The following is a 25,334-nucleotide window of genomic DNA, read 5'->3' as shown; positions in this document are numbered from 1 at the left end:
TCCTTGGCTTGGGGCGGGCTCAGACGATGCCGAGCGCCGATTTGTAAACGTCGAGGATCGCTTCCATTTCCTTGCGGTCATGGACCGGCATTTTACGCAGTCGCACGATCTGGCGCATGATCTTGGGATCATAGCCCTGCGACTTCGATTCCAGATACACGTCGCGAATATCGTCGGCGATGCCCTTTTTCTCTTCTTCCAGCCGCTCGATGCGCTCGATGAAAAGGCGCAGTTGTTCGTCGGCAGTCGTGGCTTCGCTCATTTTATGCTCCGATGGATTGGAATGGTTGTGGCGAGAATCGCCTCGGGCGTCCGATTAGCGGGGTCAGGGATTCTTGGCCATGCTTTCTTCCATGCGGGCAAGCTGCTGAGGGGTGGCGGCAACGTGAAAGCGCGCCTTCCATTCGGCGGTCGGCATGCCGTGGACGATGGCGCGGGCGCTTTCCTTGTCGAGGTCGCCCGCTTCGGCGATCCAGTCGCCCAGGCAGTTGCGGCAAAAACCCGCGAGGCCCATCAGGTCGATATTCGCCGCGTCGCTGCGGTGGCGGAGCAGGCGGACAAGGCGGCGGAAGGCCGCCGCGGCGACGGCATCGTCGATGCTGTCGAGGGGGTCGGCGGTCATCGGTTGGTCATCGCTGCACGACATGACATTCTCCGGTCTGTGGATGAATAGCTATACGGCGGTTGCGCTTCGGCAGGCAACGCGCCATGCCACGCGGCCGTAGCGATATTGTAGATCAAGAGACAAGCGGAGCAATCGTGGTCCAGAGCTTTACCCCCCGCCAGCGCAAGGTGCGTATTCTTGCCACGCTCGGTCCCGCGAGCGCCAATGCCGAGATGATTGCGGCGCTGCACCGCGCCGGCGCCGACGCCTTTCGCGTCAACATGAGCCATGGCGACCATGAAGGCCATGCCAAGGTCATCGCGGCGATCCGCGCGCTGGAAAAGGAAACGGGGCGGCCCACGACGATCCTGGTCGACCTGCAGGGGCCGAAGCTGCGCGTGGGCACCTTTCGCGACGGGCCGGCCGAACTGGCGACGGGCGCCACCTTCGTTCTCGACACCGACAAGGCGCCGGGTGATGCCAGCCGCGTCCACCTTCCGCATCCCGAACTGTTCGCTGCGCTCGAACCCGAAACGCGCCTGCTGGTCGATGACGGCAAGCTGGTGCTGCGCGTCAAGAGCGTCGCGCCCGACCGCATCGAGACGCTGGTCGAGGTCGGCGGCAAGATTTCGGACCGCAAGGGCGTCAACGTCCCCGACGTGGTCGTGCCGCTCGCCGCGCTGACCGAAAAGGATCGCCGCGACCTTGCCTTCGCGCTCGACCAGCATGTCGACTGGATCGCGCTGTCCTTCGTCCAGCGGCCCGAGGATGTCGCCGAGGCGCGGCGGCTGATCGGCGGCAAGGCGGCGCTGCTGGTCAAATTCGAAAAGCCCGCGGGGGTCGCGCGGCTGGAGGAAATATTGGAGATCGCCGACGCGGCGATGGTCGCGCGCGGCGACCTGGGCGTCGAATTGCCGCCCGAGGCGGTGCCGCCTCTGCAAAAGCGAATCGTTGCGGCGGCGCGGCGGATGGGCAAGCCGGTGGTGGTTGCGACCCAGATGCTCGAATCGATGATCGTCTCGCCGACGCCGACGCGCGCCGAAGTGTCCGACGTCGCGACCGCCATCTATGACGGTGCCGACGCGATCATGCTGTCGGCGGAAACGGCGGCGGGGGCGTGGCCGGTCGAGGCGGTAACGATGATGGATTCGATCGCACGCTCGGTCGAAAGCGATCCCGACTATTACCGGCGGCTGCACTTCACCGAGACGCAGCCCGATGCGACCACCGCCGATGCGCTGGCCGAGGCCGCGGGCAGCATCATCGAGACGATCGCCGCCGATGCGATCATCTGTTTCACCGCATCGGGATCGACCGCGCGCCGCGTCGCGCGCGAGCGGCCGAATGCGCCCTTGCTCGTGCTGACCCCGAAGCGCGATGCGGCGCGGCGCATGGGGCTGCTGTGGGGGGCGCATGCGGTGCCGACCAAGGATATCGGCAGCTTCGAGGAGATGATCGCCAAGGGTAAGCGCATGGCGCTACGCCACGGCATCGGCAAGGCGGGGGCCAAGCTGGTGATGATGGCGGGGGTGCCCTTCGGGACGCCGGGTTCGACCAATGTGCTGCACGTCGCGACGCTGACCGGCGACGAACTGCGCGGCTATAGCTGAACCGGACGCCGGCGCGGCCGAGTCGATTCAAATCGAGACAAGAGTTAGCGGCGGATTCAGAAAATTTTCGCGCTGATTCAGTTCGAGACGCTTTAAAATGGTAAATGGACTTTGCACCATTGACCGTGCGCGGCATAGTCGCTGGAACGAAGGCGACGGCGCACCGCGGTGGGGGCGCTTCTGCAAATCCGGAGGTTGAGCCCGCGTGTCCGCACCGTTCCGTTTTCCGCGCTTTTTCGTGACCAGCCCGGCGCCGTGCCCCTATCTGGCCGGCAAGACCGAGCGCAAGGTTTTCACCGAACTGAGCGGCAATAATGCCAATGAGCTGAACGACGCGCTCGGCCGGATCGGCTTTCGCCGTAGCCAGTCGGTCGCCTATCGCCCAAGCTGCGCCGATTGCACCGCCTGTGTGTCGGTGCGCGTCTGCGCGGGCGAGTTCAAGCCGAGCGGATCGCAGAAGCGGACGATCCGCCGCAATGCCGATCTGGTCGTCACCGCGTGCAAACCCTGGGCGACCGAGGAGCAATATGCGCTGCTGCGATCCTATCTCGGCGCGCGCCACCCCGATGGCGGCATGGCCGATATGGATGAACAGGATTTTGCCGACATGGTCGAGCAAACTCCGGTCGACAGCTATATGATCGAATATCGCGAGCCGACGACCGACGGTTCGCGCGGCCGGCTCGTCGGCTGCTGCCTGACCGACCGTCAGGGCGACGGCCTGTCGATGATCTACAGCTTCTTCGATGCCGCCCATCCGCTGCGCGAGGGGCTGGGCACCTTCATCATCGCCGACCATATCCGCCGCGCGTCCAAGGCGGGGCTGCCTTACGTCTATCTGGGATATTGGATCGAAGGGTCTGCCCGCATGGCGTATAAGGCGCGCTTCCGCCCGCTGGAAAAGCTGGGCCCGGAAGGCTGGACGCGGTGCGAGCCCGTGGCGTCCGATCGCATTGCCGCGATGTTCGAGATCGCCTGACCGACCAAGACGCGTCTTTAGCGCTTCAATATCATGTTCGCCGGCCGCGGTGCGCGCGTCGCCGGTCGACCTTTTCCCGCATTGACCTTTTCCCGCATTCAAGGGCATAGCTACGCCTTCCAGGACATAAGTCCGGGTCGCATCCGTAAATTGATCGCCAAATGGGGCCGGCGAGAGGGGGAAGGGATGCTGGTGCGCATGGTCATCTGCAGCGACGGCGACGGGCGCGACGACGGGTCGCGGAGCCATCGCGCATGAGCGACGCGGTCAAGGTCGCGATCATCGGATCGGGGCCCGCCGGCCTGAGCGCCGCGGCGCGCGCGGCGCAGCTCGGGCTGGCGCATGTGCTGCTGGAAAAGACCGACCATCTTTCGGATACGATCTTCAAATATCAGAAAGGCAAGCGCGTCCTTGCGACGCCCGAACGGCTCGATTTGCGGTCCGACTGCCGTTTCGCCGAGGGCGCGCGCGAAACGATCCTGGGCAATTGGGATCAGGATGCCGCGAATAACGGCGTCAATGTCGCCTATCAGGCGGAGGTCGTCGAGGTATCGGGGCAGAAGGGCGCCTTTTCGATCATGACCGCCAAGGGCGCGGTGATCGCGGCGGAAAATATCGTCCTCGCCATCGGCACGCAGGGCAATCCCAATCGCCTGCGCTGCGACGGATATGATCTGCCGCACATCATCTATCAGGTCGACGACCCCGAGGATTTCAAGAACCAGCATATCACCGTGGTCGGATCGGGCGATGCGGGGATCGAGAATGCGCTCGGCGTCGCCGAGGAAGCGCTCGAAAACACCGTCACCATCCTCAACCGGTCGAAGGATTTCGCGCGCGCCAAGGCGAAGAATGTCTCCGACATGATGGAGGCGGGCGAGAACGGCTTTCTGTCGATCCGCACCGAAACGCAGCCCAAGCTGGTCGAGCCCGGCTGGCTGACGCTGGAAACGCCGAACGGCGACGAGCGGATCGAATGCGACGTGATCGTCGCGCGGCTGGGGTCGGTCGCGCCGCGCGGCTTCGTCGAATCGATGGGGATCGAATTCACCGGCCCGGACCGCGAAGCCTTTCCAAAATTGTCCCCGACCTTTGAATCGACGGTGCCCGGCATCTTCGTGATCGGCGCACTCGCGGGCTATCCGCTGATCAAGCATTGCATGAACCAGGGCTATGACGTCGTCGAGTTCATCAATGGCAACAGCGCGCTGACCCCGGCCGACGAAAAGGATCTGGCGGCGATCTTTGCCGATTTGCCGCAGAAGAAATCGGTCAGCGAATGGCTCGACTATCTGCGGACGCGGGTTCGCATCTTCGCCGATGTGTCGCCGCTGCAGATGCGCGAATTCATGCTCGATTCGAAGGTCGCCTTCTATCGCCGCGGCGAGGTGGTGTTCGAAAAGGGCGAGCCGGGATCGTCACTGTTTGCGATCGCCGACGGTCACGCCGAGGTGGAAGTGGCGCCCGGTGTCACGGTGCCGATCGAACAGGGGTCGATTTTCGGCGAGGTCGGGCTGATATCGGGCCGCAAGCGCGGCGCGACGATCCGCGCCGGCGAGGACAGCATCTTCGTCGAGGTGTCGCGCACCGCCGCGCTCAAGCTGATGGCCGCGGTGCCGGGGGCGAAACGCGTCATCAACCGCATCTCGCTCGAACGCCAGTTGCTGCAAATCTTCAAGGGCGGCCTGACCGTCGATGATCTGCAGGAGGTCGTCGACCAGGCCGAGGTCGTGCGCGTGCCCGCGGGCAAGGTGGTCGTGACCGAAGGCGAGCAGGGCGACGATGTCTATGTCATCCGGTCAGGCTCGATGGTCGTCGAAAAGGATATCGGCGGCAAGCCGATCTTCCTACGCTATCTGCCCGCCGGCAGCTATTTCGGCGAGATGGGCGTGCTCAGCGGCGAGCCGCGCAATGCGACGGTCAAGGCCGCGGTCGGCAGCGAGGTCATCAAGCTGACCGGCGAAAGCTTTCGCAAGATGCTCGCCGCGCGGCCGCAGGTGCGCGCCGCCACCGAGGCGGCGGTCGCCGAACGCGCGGCGATGAACGCCTTCATCGAATCGCGCAAGGCGAGCTATTCGAGCGCGGTCGATCTTTATTCGGACACCGCCAGCTTCATCATGAAGGAGGGTCTGGGCGAGGCGACCGACGCGCTGCTGATCGACGAAAATCTGTGCGTCGGCTGCGACAATTGCGAAAAGGCCTGCGCCGACAGCCACGAGGGACTGTCGCGGCTCGACCGCGAGGCGGGCAAGACCTTCGCGCATCTGCATGTGCCGACAAGCTGCCGCCACTGCGAACATCCGCATTGCATGGCCGACTGCCCGCCGAACGTGATCCACCGTGGCCCCGACGGCGAGGTGTTCATGGAACCGGGCTGCATCGGCTGCGGCAACTGCATGCGCAACTGTCCCTATGGCGTGATCCGCATGGAGGCCGCGCCGCCGCCGAAGCCGGGGCTGCTTAGCTGGCTGCTCTTCGGCAAGGGGCCGGGGCCGGGCGAACCGTCGCCCAAATGGACCAAGAAAAAGCTCGGCGACGAAAAGCCCAAGAAAATCGCGGTGAAGTGCGACATGTGCAAGGGCATTGCCGGCGGGCCGGCCTGCGTGCGCGCCTGTCCGACCGGGGCCGCGATCCGCGTGTCGCCCGAGGAGTTTCTGTCGATCGCGCGGCTCGAGGAGGATGCGGGCTGATGGCGAGTCTGTTTCCCAGAAGGCTTTTGGGCCGCCGCAACCGGGCCACGCAGACCGAACGCGTCCGCGAGCGCAAGCATGAGGGCTTTCTGCGCTACGCCAATTTCCGCTGGGCGAAGATTTCGGGCGGGCTCTGCCTGCTCGTCATCACCTCCTATGCGCTGATCGACGTGACGCCGCGGCCCAATGGCGGAAGCTGGTACGGCTATACGCTCGGCACCATCGGCGCGTTGCTGATCCTCTGGCTCACCGCGCTCGGCTATCGCAAGCGCAAGATGACGCGCGATGCCTGGTCGCTGAAGGCGTGGACGTCGGCGCATGTCTATCTGGGGCTGAGCCTGATCGTCATCGCCACCTGGCACACGGGTTTCCAGCTCGGCTGGAACGTCCATACGCTCGCTTGGGCGCTGATGATGCTCGTCATATTGTCGGGGCTTTATGGCGTCATCGTCTATGCGACGCTGCCCGCGGCGCTGTCGAACAATCGCGACGAGATGACGCAGATGCAGATGCTGGAGGCGATCCGCGCCTTCGACCGCCAACTGCACGCCGCCGCGCAGCCGCTGTCGCCGGAGGATACCGCACCGGTGCTCGCCTCGCTCGACGAAGATCCCTTTGCGGGAGGCATAAGGGCACGGCTTTCCGGGCGCTATCCGAAGGACGCGACGGCGGCGGCGCTGCGCGCGTTGTCGCTCTCGCACGGGGGCAACGCCGACGCGCGGCAGAAGGTCATCGGACTGCTTTCGCAAAAGGAAGCTGCACTGGCGCGTCTGCGCGCGCATTTGCGCATCCGGGCGATGCTGGAGATCTGGCTCTATGTGCATGTGCCGCTGACCTTCGCGCTGATCGCGGCGCTGTCGGCACATATCATCAGCGTCTTCTTTTACTGGTGAGGCGGGGATCATGAGCTTCATCCTGCGCCGCATATCGACGACCAAGACGGGCAAGCAGATCGTTCGCGATCAGCCGCTGCCCGGTGCCAGCATCACGCTGGGCCGCGACGGCGGCAACACGATCCACGTCGCCGATCTGGCGGTGAACCCGCAGCATGCGACGATCAGCAGCGCCGACGGCCGCCATGTGCGGGTGCAGGCGAGCGAAGGGCTGGGGTTCGACCTCAACGGCCGGACGCTCGACATCGCCGACATCGACAGCGCGGCGGGGGCCGAACTGCGCTTTGGCGGCCACCGGCTGACGATCGCGCGCGAGGGGGAGAATATCATCCTGCTCGTCGAGCGGATCGACGAACTGTCGCAATCGTCGAAGGATGTCGACGAGGCCCGGGCCTTTTCGCTCGCCGCGGTAATGCCGGGGCGCCGCATGGGCGCCTGGGCCTTTGCGCTGGTCGTGCTGCTTGCCTTTCTGGTCGGGCCGATCTGGGCCTGGCACAGCTATCGCAGCGTCGATGCGCGGCCACAGGGCTATCATGCCGACAAGGCGTGGCTGTCGGGGCCGCTGTCGAGCGCGCACGCCAGCCTGAAGAATGATTGCCAGGCCTGCCATGTCGATGCCTTCGTCGCAGTAACCGACAAGGCGTGCGTCGGATGCCACACGGGCGAGCATAAGGCGATGAGCGCGAGCCATGCCGATGCCTCGACCGCGATGCTGCTCGCCGCACGGCACCCGCCGGGTGTCGGCGAGAAAGTCCTCGCCGGCTTCGCCAAGGCGTTCAACAAGCCGCAGGGGCGCTGCGTCGAATGCCATACCGAACATGAAGGCGCGGGGCCGATGCCGCCGACGCCGCAAAAATTCTGCGCCGATTGCCACGACGGCATGGCTTCGCGGCTCAAGGCGGCAGGCTTCAAGGTCGATGTTGCCGATGCCGGCGATTTCGGCACCGCGCACCCCGAATTCCGCCCGCTCGTCCGCGCGGCGCCGGGCGCCAAGCCGGCGCGCGCGATGCCCGGCACGGGGCCGCTGGTCGATTATGACGGCCTGAAATTTCCGCACGACGTCCATCTGGCCGCGAACGGCGGGGTGGCGCGGATGGCGGCAAGTTTCCGCGGCCAATATGATTTCGGCAAGAAGCTCGAATGTCAGAATTGCCACCGCCCCGATGCCGACGGGGTGCGGATCAAACCCGTCGTGATGGAACGCGACTGTGCGATGTGCCACAGCCTGGCCTTTGAAACCGTCGGCGGCGTCACCCGCACGCTGCGCCATGGCGAGCCCGATCAGGTCGTGGCGGACCTCTACGCCTATTATCGCTCGACCCCGCCGAGCCGGCCGCTGCAACTCGGCGGCATGGAACGGCGGCGGCCCGGCCAATATGCCGAGGGTCAGCTTTACAATATCTATTTCCGCGAGGTCGCGGTGCGGCCCAATCGCGCCGCCGATGCGGTGCGCGCGGTCTTTTCCAAGGGCGGGGCCTGTTACGACTGCCACACGATTTTTGCCCCCGCATCGGGCAACAATTGGCGGGTGATGGCGGTGAATCAGACCCCGCGCTATCTGGAAAAGGGCTGGTTCGATCACGATGCGCACAAGGCGACGAAGTGCGCCGACTGTCATACCGCCGCGCCGGGTTCGAAGGCGGCCAGCGACCTGCTGGTGCCGGGGCTGCGCCAGTGCCGCGACTGCCATGTGGGCGAGGGCGGCGGGCGGCTGGTGAAGGTCGAGACCGCGACCGAATCGCCGTGCGCCATGTGCCACGAATATCATTCGGACGGCGGCAAACCCTGGATGCCCGCCCGTCAGCGGAAGGTTAACAGCGCGGCAATCACGCATAAACCTCTGGCTGCTATCTATGATGTGAGCCTGATCACAGGCACCGAGGGGCGGGGCCTTTATGATGTGACGTGGCGCACACCTTCCTTGCACGGGGCAAGGCGGGGCGGGTGAGATATTGAAGGCCGCCAGAGGCCGAGCAGGGGACGGATATGCTGATCGCCCAGATCACCGATATCCATATCGGGTTCGATCCGGACAATCCGGCCGAATATAACCGCAAGCGGCTCGACGATGTGCTCGACGTGCTCATCGAGGGCCCGAACCGGCCCGACCTGTTGCTCGCGACCGGCGATATCACCGATCGCGGCGATGCCGACAGCTATCGCCGGCTCGCCACCGCCTTTTCGCGCTGCCCCTTTCCGGTCTGGCCGAGCGTCGGCAACCATGATTTGCGCGACAATTTCCACGCGCAGTTTCCGGGCTTCGACGACGGCAATGGTTTCGTGCAATATGCGATCGAATTGCCCGATGTGCGGCTGGTCACGATCGACACGCTGGAGGAAGGGCGCCACGGCGGCGCCTTTTGCGACGCGCGCGCCGCATGGCTCGACGCCGAGCTCGGCCGCGATACTGCCAAGCCGACCTATATCGTCATGCATCATCCGCCGGTCGAGAGCGGCATCGAGTGGATGAACACCCATCCCGACGAACCATGGGTGCATCGCTTCACCGATGTCGTGCGCGGCCATCCCCATGTCCGCGGCCTGATATGCGGCCATTTGCATCGCAGCGTTACCGTGGCGTGGGAGGGGCGGACGGTCGCGATCTGTTCGTCGACCGCGCCGCAAGTGTCGCTCGACCTGCGCCCGATCGACGAAAATCATCCCGACGACCGCCCGATGATCGTGGCCGAAGATCCGGCCTATGCGCTCCATCGCTGGAACGGCCGTGAGCTCGTCAGCTTTTATGACCATGCCGGCGCGCACACGATGCTCGCCAAATATGACGCGCGGCTGCAGCCGCTGGTGCGCGAACTCAAGGCGGAGCGGCCGGTTTAGGTGAGCCCGGCAAGGGCAAGCACGCCCTCGATCCCCCGGCTCGTGATCGCCGGTTCGACGCCCAGCGGTTCGGCGGGGACGCCGAAGCGGTTGACCCAGGCGGTGCGATAGCCGAACCAGGTCGCGCCCACCGCATCCCACCCGCCGAACGCCGCAAAGCCGATCTGTTCGCGCGGAATGTCCCACGCGTCGAGCGCCATCGCATAGGCCTTGGGCGACGGTTTGAAGGCACTCACGCGGTCGGTACTCAGCGGCGCGTCGAAATAATGGGCGATGTCGTTGCGCCGCATATTGGCGGTGAGCGAGTCGGCGCCGAGGTTAGACAGAAAGGCAAGGCGAACTCCGGCGCCGCGCAGCGTTTCGAGCGCCGGACGAACATCGGGCCAGATGTCAAGCGCGTCGTAAGCGCCGACAAGCGCCGCGCGGTCGGCATCGCTCAGCGTCACCTGCATCGCCGCGGCGGTGTGCCGCAGCGCCGCGTCGGCGGTCGTGCGGAAATCGCGGTAACGGCCGGCGGCGGTTTCGAGCCAGCTATAGCCGAACAGCTTGGCCGACCATTGGGCCGAGAAGGCCTCTCCCTTGTCACCCACGATGGCTTTGACGCGCGCTGCAACGCCGCGCGGATCGAATATCGGAAAACCGTCGAAGCCGATCGCGCGGATCGGCGCGGCGGCGGCGGCGGCGCGCGCGGGAAGGGCGGCCGCAACGGTCGAAGCCGCGGCGCCGATCAGCAACGTACGGCGAGGAAGAAGGGGAAACATGGCAATCCTTTGCACGATGGGAGAGGTCTCTTCCCATTCGCGCGAAAGGATCGAAAGGTGACGGCGCGGGCGATCAATAACCCAGGGTCAGGTCAACCTGCGGTTCGACCGCTTCACCCTTGTGCCAGCGATCCAGATTTTCAAGGAAGCGCTGGGCCGAGCGGACGAACATCTTGTCCTGCGCGCGGCCCGACAGGTGCATCGTGACATGCGCGTTGTCGAGGCTCCACAACGCATCGTCGGCGGGCAGCGGCTCGGGGGTCGTCACGTCGAGGAAGGCGGCGGCGATCTGCTTCGCGTCGAGCGCCGCGACCAGCGCATCCTGATCGACCACGCTGCCGCGGGCGATGTTGACGAGCGTGGCGGTCGGCTTCATCGCGGCAAGTTCGGCGGCGCCGATCATGCCATCGGTTTCGGGCGTCGCCGGAACCGCCAGAATCACCCAGTCGAAGTCGCCCAGTTTCGCGCGCCACTGGTCGGGCGTCAGCGTGTTGGGGTCGCCTGAGTCTTTAGGGGGCGACCGGCGCACGATGGTCACATCGACCGCGAAGCCCTTCAGCCGCTCCTCGATCAGCTTGCCGATCGCGCCATAGCCCAGCAGCAGCGCCTTCGATCCGAACAGTTCGACCTTGCCCGGCGAATCCATCAGCCATTCGCGGCGATCCTGCGCCCGCACGACCTCACGATAGCCCTTGGCCACGGTCAGCATTCCCATCACGACATATTCGGCGATGGTGATCGCGTTGATCCCGGCGCCGTTGGTGACGACCGTCCCGCGCTCCGCGAGCAGATCGAGCGGCATGCCATCGACCCCGGCATAGATGGAGTTGAGCCATTTCAGCCGCGTCGCGGCGGTGATCGTTTCCGCCATGTCGTCCTTGTCGTACATATCGAACCAGCCGATCTCGGCCTCGGGCGCCATCGCCATCGCTTCGTCCTTCGTCGTGAAGAAGCGCGGCTCGACCCAATCGGGCAGGCGGCCTTCGACCAGCGGGCGGATCAGGCCGGACAGGACGGTGACGGTCTTGGTCATAAAAATCTCCCCTCCCGCTTGCGGGAGGGGCCGGGGGTGGGCCAGTCCTGCACTGCGGGCGGGCCCTTCATGCCCACCCCTAACCCCTCCCGCAAGCGGGAGGGGAACTTAATTTTCCAGCCGCCAGTCCCAACCGAGCGGATCGCCGTCCATCACCTCGACGCCCGCGGCGATCAATTCGTCGCGGAGCTTGTCGGACGTGGCGAAATCCTTTGCCGCGCGCGCTTCCTTGCGGCGGGCGAGAGCGGTTTCGATTTCCTCGTCCGTGATCGTCGCCGCTTTGGGGCGGATGCGCAGATCTTCGCGCAGCAAATCCAGAAGACCGATGCCCAGAACCGCGTCGATGGTCCCGATCGCGGCGCGCTTTTGTCCGGCATCGGTCTTTTTCATCGCGATGACGTCTTCGAGCAGCGTCAACGCGACCGAGGTGTTGAGGTCGTCCGAGATGGCGGCGTCGAACTTTCCGAGCAGGTCGGTCAGTCGGCGATCTTCGACCGCTGCGGCGGGAATGTCGCGCACGGGAGCGACGCCCATAACCAGCCGTTTGAGCCGTGTGAGCGCCGCGCCCAAACCCTCCCACGAAAATTCCAGCTCACTGCGATAATGCGCCTGCAGGCACATCAGGCGGTAGGCGAGGGGGTGGTAGCCCTTGTCGATCAGTAATTGCAGACGCAGGAATTCGCCCGAACTCTTCGACATCTTGCCGCTGCGTTCGACGAGGAAATTATTGTGCATCCACATCCGCGCGCCGCTGTCGGCCGAGCAGCTATGCGCCTGGTTCTGGGCGATTTCGTTCGGGTGGTGGATTTCGCGATGGTCGATGCCGCCGGTGTGGATGTCGAACGGACAGCCGAGCAGCGCCTCCGACATTACCGAACACTCGAGGTGCCAGCCCGGCGCGCCGCGGCCCCAAGGCGAATCCCATTCCATCTGGCGCGTTTCGCCCGGCGGCGTCTTGCGCCAGATCGCAAAATCGGCCGGATGCCGCTTGCCATCCACGGGGTCGATCCGGCTTTCGCCTTCGTCAGTCCCGTGGCGCGCGAGGCGGCCGTAGTCGGCCACGCTCGTGGTGTCGAAATAGAGACCGCTGTCGAGTTCGTAGCAATGTCTGTCCGCGATCGCTTTCGCGAAGTCGATCATCTGCGGCACATAGTCGGTGGCGATCGACCAATGCGCTGGTTGGCGGATGTTCAGCGCCTTGATGTCGGCCCAATAAGCCTCGGTATAATGGCGCGCGATGTCCCAGATCGACTGGGCGCGTTCGGCCGCCGCCTTTTCCAGCTTGTCCTCGCCCGCATCGGCGTCGTCGGTCAGGTGGCCGACGTCGGTGATGTTGATGACGTGGGTGAGCTTGTAGCCCTTGTAGGTCAGCGTCCGGCCCAGCGTGTCGGCGAAAACATAAGCGCGCATGTTGCCGATATGCGGATAATTATAGACTGTCGGCCCGCACGAATAGACGCGCGCTTCGCCGGGGTGGACGGGCGCGAAGGGCTCCAACTGGCGCGTCAGGCTGTTGAACAGCCGCAGCGGTGCGCCGGAAGCGGGGGCGGGGGTATCGGTCATGACCGCGCCCATGCCCCGGCCCGCCCGTCGGCGTCAACTGTGCACACGCGCGTCAGGGCGTCGTCGGCGTCCACAGATCGTCGTTGCCCGCGCCGGTAACCGGATCGTCGAGCAGCGGCGCGCCGCTCAGCGGATCGATGCCGCGGATCGTGATGAGCGGCACGGGCAGGCCGGTGCCGCCGCCGTCGCCGTCCTCATCGCCGCCAACCTCGTCCTCGACGACATCCTGCACGGGGAACTGATTGCCCGGATCGACGAAGGTGCAGCCGCCGGTGCTGATGATCAGGCACCCGTTGAAGGTCGACCGCATGTCGATCGTGCCGCTGGTCGGGGCCGAACCGTTGACGGTGAGGAAGGGGATGGTGTCGAGCCCGGTGACTTGCCCGTTGGCGCCGAGCCGGACGCCGTTGATGACGATCCGCACGCCCGAAGACGGCGCATCGACGTTCAGCCCGCCCGCGGCGAAGGTCAGCCCGCGCCGCTGTGCGTAGTCGGTCCCGGCACCGCTGTTCTGGACATAGAAGCTGCGGGACGTCGTGACGTCGATGCGGCCGGCGAACAAAGCGCCTTCGTCGCTGGTGACGCCGTCATTCTGTGCGAGGCGCGTGTCGATCGCGCTGGTCGAGGTCGCGGCTTCGACATCGGTGATGGCCGCCGCGGTGGCGACGAAGATATCGTTTCCGCGCAGATCCAGCACGCCTTCGGGAGCGCCATTCGCCGAAAGACGGATGCTGCCCTGACCCAGAATGATCTCGACTCGATCGTCGCCCGAAAGCGTCAGCCGGTTCGCGCTCGTCAGACCGGTCAGTTCGACCGCGCCGATCACGCGTGCCCGCCCGGGCGTCTGCAGCGTCAGCGAGCCCGCCGCGCCCAGATTGGAATTGCCCGCCAGCGTGAAGCTGTCGACGATCAGGTCGGTCGCCGCTGCACCGTTGGGCGCGTTGACGATGATGTTCTTCGCGAACAGCCGCGTCATCTCGGTCGCGTCGGCGTGATAGCCGTTCTGTGTGCCGTTGCCGCCGACGGAGGTGGGCGCGGCGCCATTGTTCGTTAGCGTCAGGCTCTGCGTGGTGCCGGCGGTCCCGACGCGGCCTTGTCCGGCAATCACGATGTCGTTCGACGCTAGCGCGATGCGCGGACCGCTTACGATGCCATCCACCTGAATGGCGCCGCTTGCGGTCGCGTTGAGGTCGCCGCCCGCCGACAGGTCGGTCAGGGCGATGCTGCCGCCTGTCGCCGCGAGATCGGCGCTGCCTGCCACGCTGCCGCTTGCGATCGAAAGATTGCCGGTCGAGCGGATCAGCGCGTTGCCGACATTGGCGGTAAGCGACGCAAATTGCATCGCGCCGCCGCGAATGCCGATGCTGTCGCCGCTTGCCGTGATCGGCCCGGCGGCGTTGAGCGCATCGACGCCGACCGCGCCGCCGCTGCTCGTGAGGGTGGTCGTCCCGCCCACGGTGATGGCGCCGAAATCGATGGCATCGACGGCCGTCAGCGCGAGATTGCGGCCCGCAGCGATGGCGTCGCCGCTGATCGCACCCGCCGAAGTCGCGACGATGTCGTCGAACGCGTCGAGGTTGGTGAGGACCGTATCGCCTCCCTGCGTGCGGATGCTGCTGTCGCCGCCGGTGATGCCGAGGCCCAGCGTCGTGCCGCCGTCAACGGCGATCGTCGTCGCCGCCGACAGCAGGATATCGTCGCCCGCCGAAAGGTTGGTGGCGTCGATCGAGGCCGCCGACGATGTGATATCGATGTCCGACCCGTCGATGCTCGACGTGCCTTCGCCCTGACCGATGGTAAAGCCGTTGCCTGGCACATAGTTGATCGTGAAGCCGTCGAGCCCGGCGCCGGTCGCGTCGAGCCCGTTCGCGATGATCGCGCCAGTGGCGCGGACGTCGATGTCGTCACCCGCCGTGACATTGGTCAGATTGGCGGTCGTACCGGCAAGGACGAGCAGATCCTCGCCGGCGGTCGCATTGGTGACCGTGGCCGCCTGTCCCGCGTTGACGCCGAACATGCGCGCCGCACCGCTGTCGGTCAGCGTGGCGTTGCCCGCCGCATCGGCGAAAACATTGCCGTCGGCGATCGCGCCGGTTGCCGGATCGGTATAGCCGCCATTGGCCGTCGCCGATGCGTTGATGTCGGCGTCCGAGGTGAGCCGGATGTCGCCGCCCGAGACATAGCTACCGCTGATATTGCCCACCGCGGCGACGACGATCGACCCCGCGACATCGGCATCGCTGATGCTTACCGCGCCGCCGGTGCCGGTCGCGAACAGCGGCCCGGCGCCAGTGACGGGGCCGGTGAGTGCGATGCTGTTGCCGGAGAGGTTGATCGAGCTGCCCGCGTCGATCGATCCGCCGGCGATGCCTTCGGCCCCAAGCGCAGTGCCCGAGGCGTTGAGCGTGACGAAGCCGCCCGCGCCGATGTTCGCGAACTGGATCGATTCCCCGTCGACCGAGACATAGCCGCCGGCAGTGGAGTTGCCGAGGTCGACCGCGCCGGGCGCGGTGATGATGATATTGCCGCCGGTGATGATCGAATTGAGCCCGGTACGGAAACTTGCCGCGCTGGCGATGAAATCATTGTCCGCTTCGGCATGTTCGACGGATCCCGCACCGCTCGCGGTCACGAAAATATTGCTTCCCTGCAGCCGATCGACGCCGATCGCGCCGTTGGACGCGGTCAACGACAGGTCGCCGCCCGCGATCAGGAACGAACCGGTCGCGCCGCTGATGCCCGATCCCGCGGTCGCAGTGGAATCGCCGCCGGTGCGGATCGTCGGCGGCGTGCCTTCGCCGAAATCGTGGCGGATATCGATCTGGTCGCCGGCTTCGATGGTCAGATTACCCGTTATGTCGAACAATCCTGCGGCCTGCCCATAGACGCCGACCGAGCCGTCGCTGCGGAGCGATGCGTTGCCGCCGACATTGATCGTGCCATCGGTCGTCGCGACGAAGATACCGCTTGTCGCAACGTCGGTGTCATTGTTCGTCGGATCGGAGATGCCGTAGGTTTCGGCATCGAGGCTGGCGAAGTCGATCGTGCCGTCGGTGCGGATCTCGATCCGGCCAGCGAGCGCGCCGCTTGCGACCAGCGTCGTGTCGCCAAGGTCCATCGCGCCGGGGCCCGATTGGGTTGCCAGCGCCTCGATGACGATACGCCCGCCGCGGTCGGCGAAGATCGCGCCGTTCGCGCCGTTGCCACCGTTGCCGCCCGCGTCGACATTGCCGTCGCCGCCGATGCCGCCGTTGCCCGATGTGCCGGCCACGCTGATGTTCACCGGCGCACCCGCCGAACTGACCGTGCCGCCATTGGCAAGCAGATGGACGACGCCGCCCGAACCCGCCCCGCCATCGCCGCCATCGCCGCCGGTGCTGCCCGGTATTTCGCCATTGAAAGCGCCGTTGCCGCCATCGCCGCCGGTGCCGCCGCTCGCCAGCGTGACCGGCCCGCCGTTCGCGCCGGCGAGGGTGAGCGTCGCATTTTCGCTCGCGATGGCTTCGATCGTGCCGCCGGTGCCATCGCCGCCCTTGCCGCCATCGGGGCCGACGGGGTTCAGGAAGAAGGTGGAATTGCCGTCGCCGCCGCGTCCGCCGGTGCCGCTGGCCAGGAAGTTGGCCTGGGTGATCGACGCCGCGCCGTTGGCCCCGGTCGCCTCGACGCGCGCGGTGCCGCCGGTTGCCGCGCCGCCGTCTCCGCCCGCGCCGTCATAGCCAATTCCGCCGCCGCCGCCGAGCGCCGTGGCGTCGAGCACGACGCCGAGCGGTCCGGCGTCGAAATCGGTCACGATCAACTGGGCAAGGCCGCCCGTCGCCGCGCCGCCGTCGTTACCGACCGAGCCATAGCCGCCAAGCCCGCCCGACGCCGCCGCGCGCGCCGTCAGCGTGTCCGCGACCCCGACCGCCGCGGCGAGGTTGATCGTCGCCGTCCCGCCGGTGCCGGATCCGCCGCGGCCGCCGACGCTGATACCCGCAGGGGCGCCGAAGCTGCCCGAATCATAGCTGTTGCCGCCATTGCCGCCGATTCCGCCAGCGTCCGCGATCAGGTCGCCGGTGTCGATCGATCCGTCGGTGACGGTGATCGATGCCTGACCACCCGTGCCCGCACCGCCATCGCCGCCGTTGCCGACCGCGACGCCGATGCTGCTGAAATCGCCGCCACTGCCGCCGCGGCCACCCGCATAGGCCGCCAACGTGCCGGTATCGATCGCGATCGGTCCGTCGATGACGATCGTCGCGGTGCCGCCCTGTCCATCGCCGCCATTGCCCGCAGGCTGAACCGGGTTCGAGAAATCGTCGTAGCCATAACTGCCTTCGCCGCCGAAACCTTCGGCATAGGCGGCTGCGGTCGATGCGCCGAAGCTGCCGCCCGACAGGGTCATGGTCGCGGTGCCGCCGATACCGTTGCCGGTGCCGGTCAGCGTCGAGCCGCCATATCCGTTGGCGGTGATCGACATGTCGCCGAAGCTCGCGTCGCCGCCGGTCTGCGTATAGCTGATTGTGCCGCCCTGGCCGGTGCCGCTACCGGACCCGGGTTGGCCGCCGAAACCGTTGGCCGACAGGGCGAAGCGGCTTGCGCTCAGCGTGCCGTCGCTCAGCGTGATGACGACATCGCCGCCGACGCCATTGGCCGCGCCAGTGCCCGCTCCGCCGGGCGATTCGACATTGCCATAGCCGCGCCCCTCGGCATCGGCCGCAAAATCGCCGAGGGTCATCGTGCCGCCGTTCAGCACCTCGATCAGCGCATAGCCGCCGAGGCCCACCGGGATCGCGCCACCGGCGGGGTCGGTGTTGCCGCCCGAATAGCCGCCCATCGACAGCCGGATCGTTCCGGCCAGATCGATCGTCCCGCCGTCGGCGTGAAGCCCGATGAAGCCGCCGAAACCGTTGGCGCCGCCAACGCTGTAGCCGCTCTGTCCATCGGCATTGAAGCTGCTTAACTGGCTGGGGTCGGTAGCGCTGATGCTGCCGCCGCCGCGGGCGAAAAGGTCGATATTGCCACCTTGTGCGGCGCCGGTCGCGCCCGCCGAATTGGCCGAGCTGCCGTTGGCGGTCAGATAATAATAGCTCGCACCGACCGATCCGCCGTCGGCGTTGATGAGGATGTTGCCGCCGTCGCCCGTTCCGCCGCTCGTCGCCACCGTGAAGCCGCCGAAGCTGCCGCCGTCGGCGGTCATCTGCAGCATACCGTCGGTGGTGATCGACCCGCCACTCGTCGCGTCGATGCGGACGCCGCCGCCCTGGCCGTTGCCGATATTCTCGCTGCTCGAAACGATGCCGCCGGCGTCGAGCTGGATATAGAAGGTGCTGGCGATCGTCGCGCCGTTACTTGCGGCGACGGTGACTGTGCCGCCTAGCGAATCGCCCGACACGCCCGTATCGCCGCCCGAACTCGACGCGCCGCCATTTTCGCCGTTGGCGAGAACGATCAGCGAGTTGAGATCGAGCGTGAAGGCGCCATCGGCCGAAACCGAAGCGTCGCCGCCGGTGCCGTTGCCGCCCTGCGGGCCCGTGTCCGCATTGGCGCCGCCACCGAGGCCGCTTGCCGACAGATAGAGGTTCCCCGGCGCGATCTGGGTCGAATCGTCACCGCTCGCGCCGAAGGACGCGGTGCCGCCGACGCCGTTTCCGGCGGAGGCGGAGAAGATCGATCCGCTGGAACTCGACTGGCTTCCGCCGCCAAAACCCTGCGCATTGATGTCGGTCGAACTCGATATGAAGGTCGTGCCAGGCCCGCCAGCGGTGATCCGCGCCGTCCCGCCTGCGCCGTCGCCCGAGCGGACAAGGCCGGTCTCGCCCTGACCATCGGCGGTCACGCGAACGAAGTTGCTGGCCTGAACCGTGGCGCCGTCGGAGATATCGAGCGTGGCTGAGCCGCCCTGGCCGTCGCCGCTGTCGTCGGTGACCGTGGGGCCGCTTGGCCCGACATAGGCGCCGCCGCCGAGCGCGCCGGCATCGACGATCAACGAGCCGACATTCATCGCGCTTCCGGGACCGCTGACGCTGATGCTCGCGGTTCCGCCGATGCCGGTTCCGCCAGCGCCGCTGTCGGTAAATCCGCCGAGGCCGCGCGCGCTGACCGTCACGCTATTGGCCGACACGCTGCCGCCGTTAAGGACGGTCAGACTGGCATTGCCGCCCTCGCCAACGCCGGTCACGACATTGGCATCGCGCGAAGCCGACACGAGGATGTCGGTGCCCGCCGCCAGCTGTCCGCCGTCGACGGTGATTGCCGAGGCGGCTTTCGAACGGACGATGAACTGGCCGGTCGCGCCGACGGCCTGAACCGCGCCGACGTTGATCGTCGCGCTGTTGTCGCCCTCGAACAGGGCATTGCCCTCCACGAGAATCCGGCCAAGCTGCGGCGGCGGGACGAAGGCTCCGCCGACCGGCGGAATCGTATCGATGGGCTGGCCCAGAAAATCGCCGCTGGCGTGCGCGAAAGTGCGGCTGCGGAACAGCGTGTCGTTGACCCTGATATTGGCGCCGACGCCGCTCGCCGACGCGGTGTCGATCGCCCCACCGGTGATATTGTAGCCCGCCGACAGGATGACGGCGCCGTCGGAATCGGTCACCGCCGAAACGGCGTCCTGATAGCCGATCTGGCCCGACACGAGCATCGACACGGCGTCATTCTTGGGAATGGCGACCATATAGATGCGCTGGGCGCCGCCGCTGACCTGCTGTTCCGGTCCCGTCGTGACGCCGCTGTGGCTGATGACCTGACCGCCCTCGGCGCCGGTCAGGACGTTGATGTCGAACAGGCCCGCGTTAATGCGGATGTCGGCCTGTTCGGCGGCGACATAGGCCGCTGACCCGTTGACTTCGACACGGCCGTCCTGGACGATGCGCGGGGCGACGAGCGCGACATAGCTGCCGCCCGCCGCGCCGGTATCGGCGAGGATCGAGGCGCCTGCGTCAATGCGGATCGCGGCGGTGCTGCCCGGCGCGCCGCGAAAGCGAATTTCGCCGGTCGGTCCGAAAAGACCGCCCGTAGTGTCGATATCGTTGGTGGTGAGGACAAGGCTGCCGACGTTGATCGCGCTGCCGCTGTTCAGCAGGATGCCGCCGGCGTTGTAGAACCAGATGCTGCCGCCCGGCGCGCTGACGGATGAATCGAAACTGTTGATCGTGCCGCTCAGCGCGATCTGCCGGCTCAGCGACCCACCCGATCCGTTCACGAAGCGGTTGAGCACGACATAATTGCCGTTGCCGTTGAAATTCCACGTGCTGTCGGCGGGCAGGAGGTCGATTGCCCCGCCGGTCGGTGCCGTGTCGGTGGGCACCCAGTTGATGATGCTCTGATTCTGGGTGACGGTGACCGTTGTCGTCCTGGTACCCGCATTGCTCGACACCGAAGAGCCGACCCCGACATTGACGAACACGGGGTTCGCCTGCACCTGCGCCAGTGCCGGCCCGCCATAGGCAAGCGCGGCAAGGCCCGCGGCAATCGCGCAGCCCTGCAACAAGTGGCGCTTCGCCGAGCGTGCGGCGGGAATGCCGGTGTTTGCGGTCTTTCGCATGGCGATCGTTTCCGGTTCGAATTGCATGATCAACGAGCCCTCACACCAAATTGCGTCGTCAGGGACAGCAGGAAGCGCGGGTCGGGCTTTTGCGCCATCAGCGCCGGACGGTTCAGCGGCACGGCGACGGTCATGTCGAGCCGGCCGAGCGTCCCGTAGGCAAGCCGCACGCCGCCACCGGCCGAGAACAGCTTTTGCGGATTCAGCCCGTTGAAGCTGCTGTCCTTGTTCCAGACCCATGCCGCATCGAAAAAGGCGAAGGGCTGGATGGCGAGCGCCTTGGTATTGGCGGGGACGAACGAGCCGTAGCGGGCCTCTGTCGTCACCGCGACGCCGCTGTCGCCGATCACCGTGCCGGGGTCGAAACCGCGTCCGACGGTGAAATTGCCGCCCGAAAATTCTTCATAGGCGACGAGCGGATCGCTCGCCCATTGCGCGCGCGGCGCCACCGATAGGGTGAATTTGGGCGTCGGTCGCCAGTCGGCCTGTGCGTTGGCGCGCAGCACGAAGGCATCGGGTTTCGCCTCGATCCGGGTAAGCGGAACCGCGCCGGGCAGGAAGCAGGCCGTGCCGCCGGGGCCGCAGTCCTTGCTGGCGCCCAGGAAATCGACGCCCTGGCGCGCTTCGAGCGAGGCGCCGAAGGCCCAGCGCGGCTCGGCCGGGGTGTAGCCGTGCCGGCCCGCGATCGATGCCGGATCGGTCCAGTTGCCATCCATGTGAAGGTTGAAGACGCGCACGCGATCGCGGTTGAGGGGGACGCCGCCGATGGCGATGTCCTGATCGATGATGTCGAGCCCGCCGCCGATCTGAATTCGCTTCGCCTGCGTCAGCACGAGCGGATAGCCGGCGAACAGGCTGATGATCTGCGTATGCGATTTCAGCGGCAGCGTCGCGACATCGGGGCGCGTCCATGCATAGGTATAGCTGCCGCCAAGCCGCAGACCTTCGCCGCCGACACGCATTTCGTGCGACAGTTGCAGCACCTGCTGCTCCTCGAAATCGGCGGTCGAATACAGGCTGACGGTCGTCAGGTCGCCCAAGCCGGTCAGGCCGGCGGCGCGCGCGCGGACCATGCCGCCCCAGCGGCCGACGTCGTGCGACCCGAAATTCTGGATATTGGCGTCGAAAGCGAACGGCGTGCGCGTGACCGTGACCTCGCCGATCACTTCGCCGGGCGCATTGCCGGGACGCAAGGTCAGCCGGGCATCGAGGCCGGGGATGTCGCGCGCGAGCAGCAGATAGCGCTCGGCATCCTCGACATTGAAGATCGGCGCATCGTCGAGATGCGCGAGATAGCGTTGCAGCAGCCGCTCGTTGCTGCCGGCATCGCCGCGCACTTCGACGCGCGCAAGGCGTGCCGAGAGAATGTCAAAGCGGACGATGCCGTCGCTGATTGTCTGAGGCGGGACGCGCACCGCGGCGAGATAGCCCTTGGCGCGCAGCAGCGTCGCGGCGCGGTCGCGGATGTCGCACACGACCGCGATCGGCAGATCCTGGCCGACCTTGTCCGACCAGGCGGGCGCGAGCATGGCGGTGTCGATCCCCGGCGCGGCGGAGAATTCGGCGCTGCGCAGCGTCACGCGGACATTGGCGAATTCGGGCGCGGCGAGCGGGCAGGGGGCGTGTTCGATGCTGTCGTCGGCCGATACGACGCGCTCGCCCGTCGGTGCAATCGGCGGCGGTGCGCTGCGGTCGATTTCCTCGCGCGTCGGGACCGGCGGCGCGCTTTGCGCCGATGCGGCGGCCGGCGCCATCAAGGCGGCGATCGCCACCGAACCGGCGAGCGCCGCACCGAAACCTGTCCTGTCGCCCTTGACCGTCATATTACCCCCAACCCCGAGCGCAGGCGTTTTCGAACGCGCTCCAGCGATCCTGCCGCCCCCACGGGCAGCTAGACCAATTTATCGACCCAAGGAAAGGACTTGCGGCTCTATCCGGCCGCATAGTCTGCAACAAATATCAGACCGGCGCGGCCCCTTCAATGCCCGCCAGCCGTGCGTTCAGCCGCCGCTCGCTTCGGCTTCCGCCATCGTGTCGACGAGCCGGTTGAGCTGCGGGGTGCAGCCCTTTGCCATCAGCGCATCGACCGACGCGTCGGGGGTCGCGGGCACCTCTCCCATCGGCTTGAAGCGGATGGTGACGGGGGCGCTGAGACCACCGCCCGACAGGCGATAATCGACATCATATTTGACCGGCATCGCATCGGACGGCCATTTGCGGAAATTGGCGCCGACGACGAAAGCAACGGTCTGCGTCTTGCCGTCCTGTTCGATCTTCAGAAGCTCGTCGGTGTCCATATAGGGGCGCCACAGCATCAGCGTCGCGGGATCGGCGACGCAAAAGGTGCCGGCTTCGCGATAGTCGATGAACCACAGGTTCGGCGCACGCAGTTCGGCGGGCTTGGGTTCGTCGGGACCGCGCGAAAACCCGCCGCGCGATCGCATCGACGGGCCGCTGGCGAGCATCCTCGTCACCGCGCTGCCCATCGTCTGGTTCGACTGGATCGGGCCGCTGGCGCCATAGGTGCCGGGCCCCGACAGGGTGCGCGTCTTGCCGCCCTGCATCAGCACGATCTTGTCGCCCGCCACGAGGGTCAGCTTGTCGCTGGCCTTCAGCTTTGCGCCGGTCGGATATTTGGACGCCGACGGACCGGTCGATCGCACGACCATCGATTGCGCTGCGGCGGTGCCGGCAACCGCGAAGGCAATGGCGGCTGCGGCAGTGGTCAGGCCCAGGCGGCGGGTCCGGAAGTCAGGAAAGGACATAGCTTTCTCCCTTGTCGGTATCGTTCAGGCGTTCGATCAGGAACATGATGGACAAATCCTTACCCCATTCGGCCGCCAATGCTGTGGCGCAGGTCACATAGGCCTTTTTATCGCCCGCCGCATGCGCGGCAACCAGCGCGGCGATCGCGGCGCGCTGATCGGGGCTGAGGTCGGCGCGCGGGGTGAAGACGTCGACCGGCTGCGCCCGCCCGCGCAGCGTCACGCGGCCCATCGGCACCAGATCGTCGCGCCCCGAACGCTCGGCGGCTTCGGCCGAGATGAGGACGCCGGTCTTCAGGCTCTTGTTCGCCGCCTCCAGCCGCGAGGCGGTGTTCATGCTGTCGCCGAGCGCGGTATATTGGATGCGGTCCTCGCCGCCGAAATTGCCGACGATTGCGTCGCCGACGTGCAGGCCGACGCGCGTCATGCCGATCGGCGGCACGCCCTCCGCCATATCGACACGAAAGGCTTCACCCGCCTGGTACATGGCGACCGCCGCCGCCGCGGCGCGCGCGCCATCGTCGGGGCGGCTGATCGGCGCGCCCCAGAAGGCGACGACCGCGTCGCCGACGAACTTGTCGATCGTCCCGCCATGCTCGAGGACGATGTCCGACAGGCGGTCGAGATATTCGTTGAGCAGCCGGGCCACCGTCTCCGGCGTCACCGCATGGCTGAGCTTGGTAAAGCCTTCGAGGTCGGTAAAGACGCAATAGATGTTGCGCCGTTCGCCGTGCAGCGAAAGCTGGTCGGGATCGCGCATGATCTGCGCGGCGACATCGACAGGCAGATATTTGCCGAGCGCCGACTGCGCGAAGGCGCGCTGACGCGAGCCGATGGTGCGCGCCGCGGTGCCGACCGCGGCATAGCCGAGCAGCCAGCCGACCGCCCAGCCGAAGGCGGGCAGGGTCGTCGTGTCGATGCCGTGGCGGTGCAGCCAGAAAGGGAAGGCGACGAAGAAGGCAAGCTGCCCCAGAAAGGCGAGCGCGACCCAGCGCGCACGCATGTCGATCAGGCTGGTCAGTCCCCCGGCGACGACGACGAGGATGGCCAGCACCCACAGCGACGGCCCCGGCACCGGCGCTGGCCAGTCGCCGTCGAGTTGCTGCGCCAGCATATGCGCATGAACTTCGAGCCCGATCATCGTTTCGTGCAGCCCGGTGATCGGATCGACAAAGCGGCTCATTGGCGTGTTGAACTGGTCGTTGTCGATGATGTCGCCGCCGATCAGGACATAGCGTCCGCGCACCAGCTCGGCGAGGCCGGCGAGCATTTCATCGTCCATCGGCACCGCAAATGTGTCGATCGGGATGTTGGCGAAGACCGGCTCCTCCTGTCCGGCATTGGCGCGGGCGGGCAGGAGGAAGCGGATATTGCCCTGATAATCGGCGTGGGCGGCGTCGACCGGCGCCAGCGCATTCGCCATCAGCGGCGGCAGATTCTTCGGCCGGTCGGGCCAACGGCGGATCACGCCGTCGCCGTCGGTGCGGAACAGGACGCTCGTCGGCCGGGTCTTGTCGGTGCGCACGTCGGCGATGAAGGACTGAAGGAATCTCTGCTGTTCGTAGAAGATGGTGTTCGGATTGCTCGCCTGTTCGGCATAGGCGAGCCATGTCGGCGTCGTCATGGCGCGCAACTGCGTCTTGAGCAGATCGTCGTCGGGGCGCGGCGAATCGAAAGCGATATCGATGCCGATCGCTTTCGCGCCCATGCGGTCGATATTGGCGAGTGCGCGCGCAAGCAGCGTCCGGTCTAGCGGCGAGCGGATGCCGGTGTTGAACAGCGTTTCGTCATTATAGGTGATCATGACGATGCGCTGATCCTGCGCGACATGCGGTGCCATCAGGGTCGCGCGCGCATCGTAGAGCGCGCGTTCGGCATCGTTGACGAGCGGCATGTCCCAACTGAAGCGCGCGAACAGCGTCGCGACGATCAGGAACAGGATCGTCGCCGCCATCCGCGACGGACCGAGCTGCATGACGAGACGCCGGACCCGCTTGCGCAGCGGGATCGCCGCCGGGCCGTCGGCAGCTGGCATCGCGTCGGGCGCGGCGTCCGGGGCGATGCTCGCGGCCATCG

The 25,334-nt window shown here is 66.5% G+C and carries 15 protein-coding genes; 6 read left to right on the top strand and 9 right to left on the bottom strand.

The genetic code is table 11. The features are described 5' to 3' along the window. Window positions 1–19: 19 nt before the first annotated feature. Together EBMC1_RS00955 and EBMC1_RS00950 are read right to left on the bottom strand one after the other, a co-directional pair. The gene (locus EBMC1_RS00955; RefSeq protein ID WP_003039223.1) at window positions 20–262 is read right to left on the bottom strand and encodes a DUF2312 domain-containing protein; all 243 of its coding nucleotides are present in this window, start codon (window positions 260–262) and stop codon (window positions 20–22) included. Window positions 263–325: 63 nt separating this feature from the next. After that, window positions 326–646, bottom strand: coding sequence for a DUF1244 domain-containing protein (locus EBMC1_RS00950; RefSeq protein WP_003039221.1), 321 nt, complete (start codon window positions 644–646; stop codon window positions 326–328). A gap of 113 nt (window positions 647–759) precedes the next feature. Here EBMC1_RS00950 and pyk point away from each other — a divergent pair, with 113 nt between their 5' ends. The 6 genes from pyk to EBMC1_RS00920 all read left to right on the top strand — a co-directional run bounded on the left by pyk (window position 760) and on the right by EBMC1_RS00920 (window position 9,611). Beyond that, a complete protein-coding gene (gene pyk / locus EBMC1_RS00945; protein WP_003039219.1) occupies window positions 760–2,214 on the top strand; it encodes a pyruvate kinase in 1,455 nt (484 codons plus the stop codon). Window positions 2,215–2,419: 205 nt separating this feature from the next. Continuing rightward, on the top strand, window positions 2,420–3,193 hold the full coding sequence (locus EBMC1_RS00940; protein ID WP_003039216.1) for an arginyltransferase: 774 nt from the start codon (window positions 2,420–2,422) through the stop codon (window positions 3,191–3,193). A 254-nt stretch (window positions 3,194–3,447) separates the two neighbouring features. Continuing rightward, window positions 3,448–5,883 carry a cyclic nucleotide-binding domain-containing protein gene (locus EBMC1_RS00935; protein ID WP_003039213.1) on the top strand — a complete coding sequence of 812 codons (2,436 nt, stop codon included), beginning with the start codon at window positions 3,448–3,450 and terminating at the stop codon, window positions 5,881–5,883. Further along, entirely contained in the window at window positions 5,883–6,776 is an 894-nt protein-coding gene (locus EBMC1_RS00930) for a hypothetical protein (RefSeq protein WP_040589099.1), read from the top strand. Before EBMC1_RS00935 ends, EBMC1_RS00930 begins: the two co-directional genes overlap by 1 nt. A gap of 10 nt (window positions 6,777–6,786) precedes the next feature. After that, on the top strand, window positions 6,787–8,724 hold the full coding sequence (locus EBMC1_RS00925; RefSeq protein ID WP_003039208.1) for a cytochrome c3 family protein: 1,938 nt from the start codon (window positions 6,787–6,789) through the stop codon (window positions 8,722–8,724). 38 nt (window positions 8,725–8,762) lie between these two features. Then, window positions 8,763–9,611: a metallophosphoesterase gene (locus EBMC1_RS00920; protein WP_003039206.1), complete on the top strand. Its 849-nt coding sequence runs from the start codon at window positions 8,763–8,765 to the stop codon at window positions 9,609–9,611. On the opposite strand, the gene EBMC1_RS00915 is transcribed toward EBMC1_RS00920, so the two are convergent. The 7 genes from EBMC1_RS00915 to EBMC1_RS00885 form a co-directional block, all read right to left on the bottom strand. Then, the gene (locus tag EBMC1_RS00915) at window positions 9,608–10,372 is read right to left on the bottom strand and encodes a haloacid dehalogenase type II (protein ID WP_003039203.1); all 765 of its coding nucleotides are present in this window, start codon (window positions 10,370–10,372) and stop codon (window positions 9,608–9,610) included. The genes EBMC1_RS00920 and EBMC1_RS00915 overlap by 4 nt on opposite strands. 73 nt (window positions 10,373–10,445) lie before the next feature. Further along, window positions 10,446–11,405: a D-2-hydroxyacid dehydrogenase gene (locus tag EBMC1_RS00910; RefSeq protein WP_003039200.1), complete on the bottom strand. Its 960-nt coding sequence runs from the start codon at window positions 11,403–11,405 to the stop codon at window positions 10,446–10,448. Between the two features lie 108 nt (window positions 11,406–11,513). Further along, the gene (gene cysS / locus EBMC1_RS00905) at window positions 11,514–12,968 is read right to left on the bottom strand and encodes a cysteine--tRNA ligase (protein ID WP_040589229.1); all 1,455 of its coding nucleotides are present in this window, start codon (window positions 12,966–12,968) and stop codon (window positions 11,514–11,516) included. 52 nt (window positions 12,969–13,020) lie between these two features. Next, a complete protein-coding gene (locus tag EBMC1_RS17675) occupies window positions 13,021–20,520 on the bottom strand; it encodes a hypothetical protein (RefSeq protein ID WP_003039196.1) in 7,500 nt (2,499 codons plus the stop codon). Between the two features lie 2 nt (window positions 20,521–20,522). Then, complete coding sequence (locus tag EBMC1_RS00895; protein ID WP_003039193.1) at window positions 20,523–22,316, bottom strand: ShlB/FhaC/HecB family hemolysin secretion/activation protein; 1,794 nt, start codon at window positions 22,314–22,316, stop codon at window positions 20,523–20,525. Between the two features lie 177 nt (window positions 22,317–22,493). Then, window positions 22,494–23,258 carry a hypothetical protein gene (locus EBMC1_RS00890; RefSeq protein ID WP_003039191.1) on the bottom strand — a complete coding sequence of 255 codons (765 nt, stop codon included), beginning with the start codon at window positions 23,256–23,258 and terminating at the stop codon, window positions 22,494–22,496. Beyond that, complete coding sequence (locus EBMC1_RS00885) at window positions 23,245–25,332, bottom strand: adenylate/guanylate cyclase domain-containing protein (RefSeq protein WP_003039188.1); 2,088 nt, start codon at window positions 25,330–25,332, stop codon at window positions 23,245–23,247. Before EBMC1_RS00885 ends, EBMC1_RS00890 begins: the two co-directional genes overlap by 14 nt. Between the last annotated feature and the right edge of the window lie 2 nt (window positions 25,333–25,334).

Origin of the sequence: Sphingopyxis sp. MC1, assembly GCF_000371385.1 — a bacterium.
Classification (GTDB): domain Bacteria; phylum Pseudomonadota; class Alphaproteobacteria; order Sphingomonadales; family Sphingomonadaceae; genus Sphingopyxis; species Sphingopyxis terrae.
The sequence above is the reverse complement of the archived record's forward strand: the minus strand, read 5'-3'. Positions and strand labels throughout refer to the sequence as shown.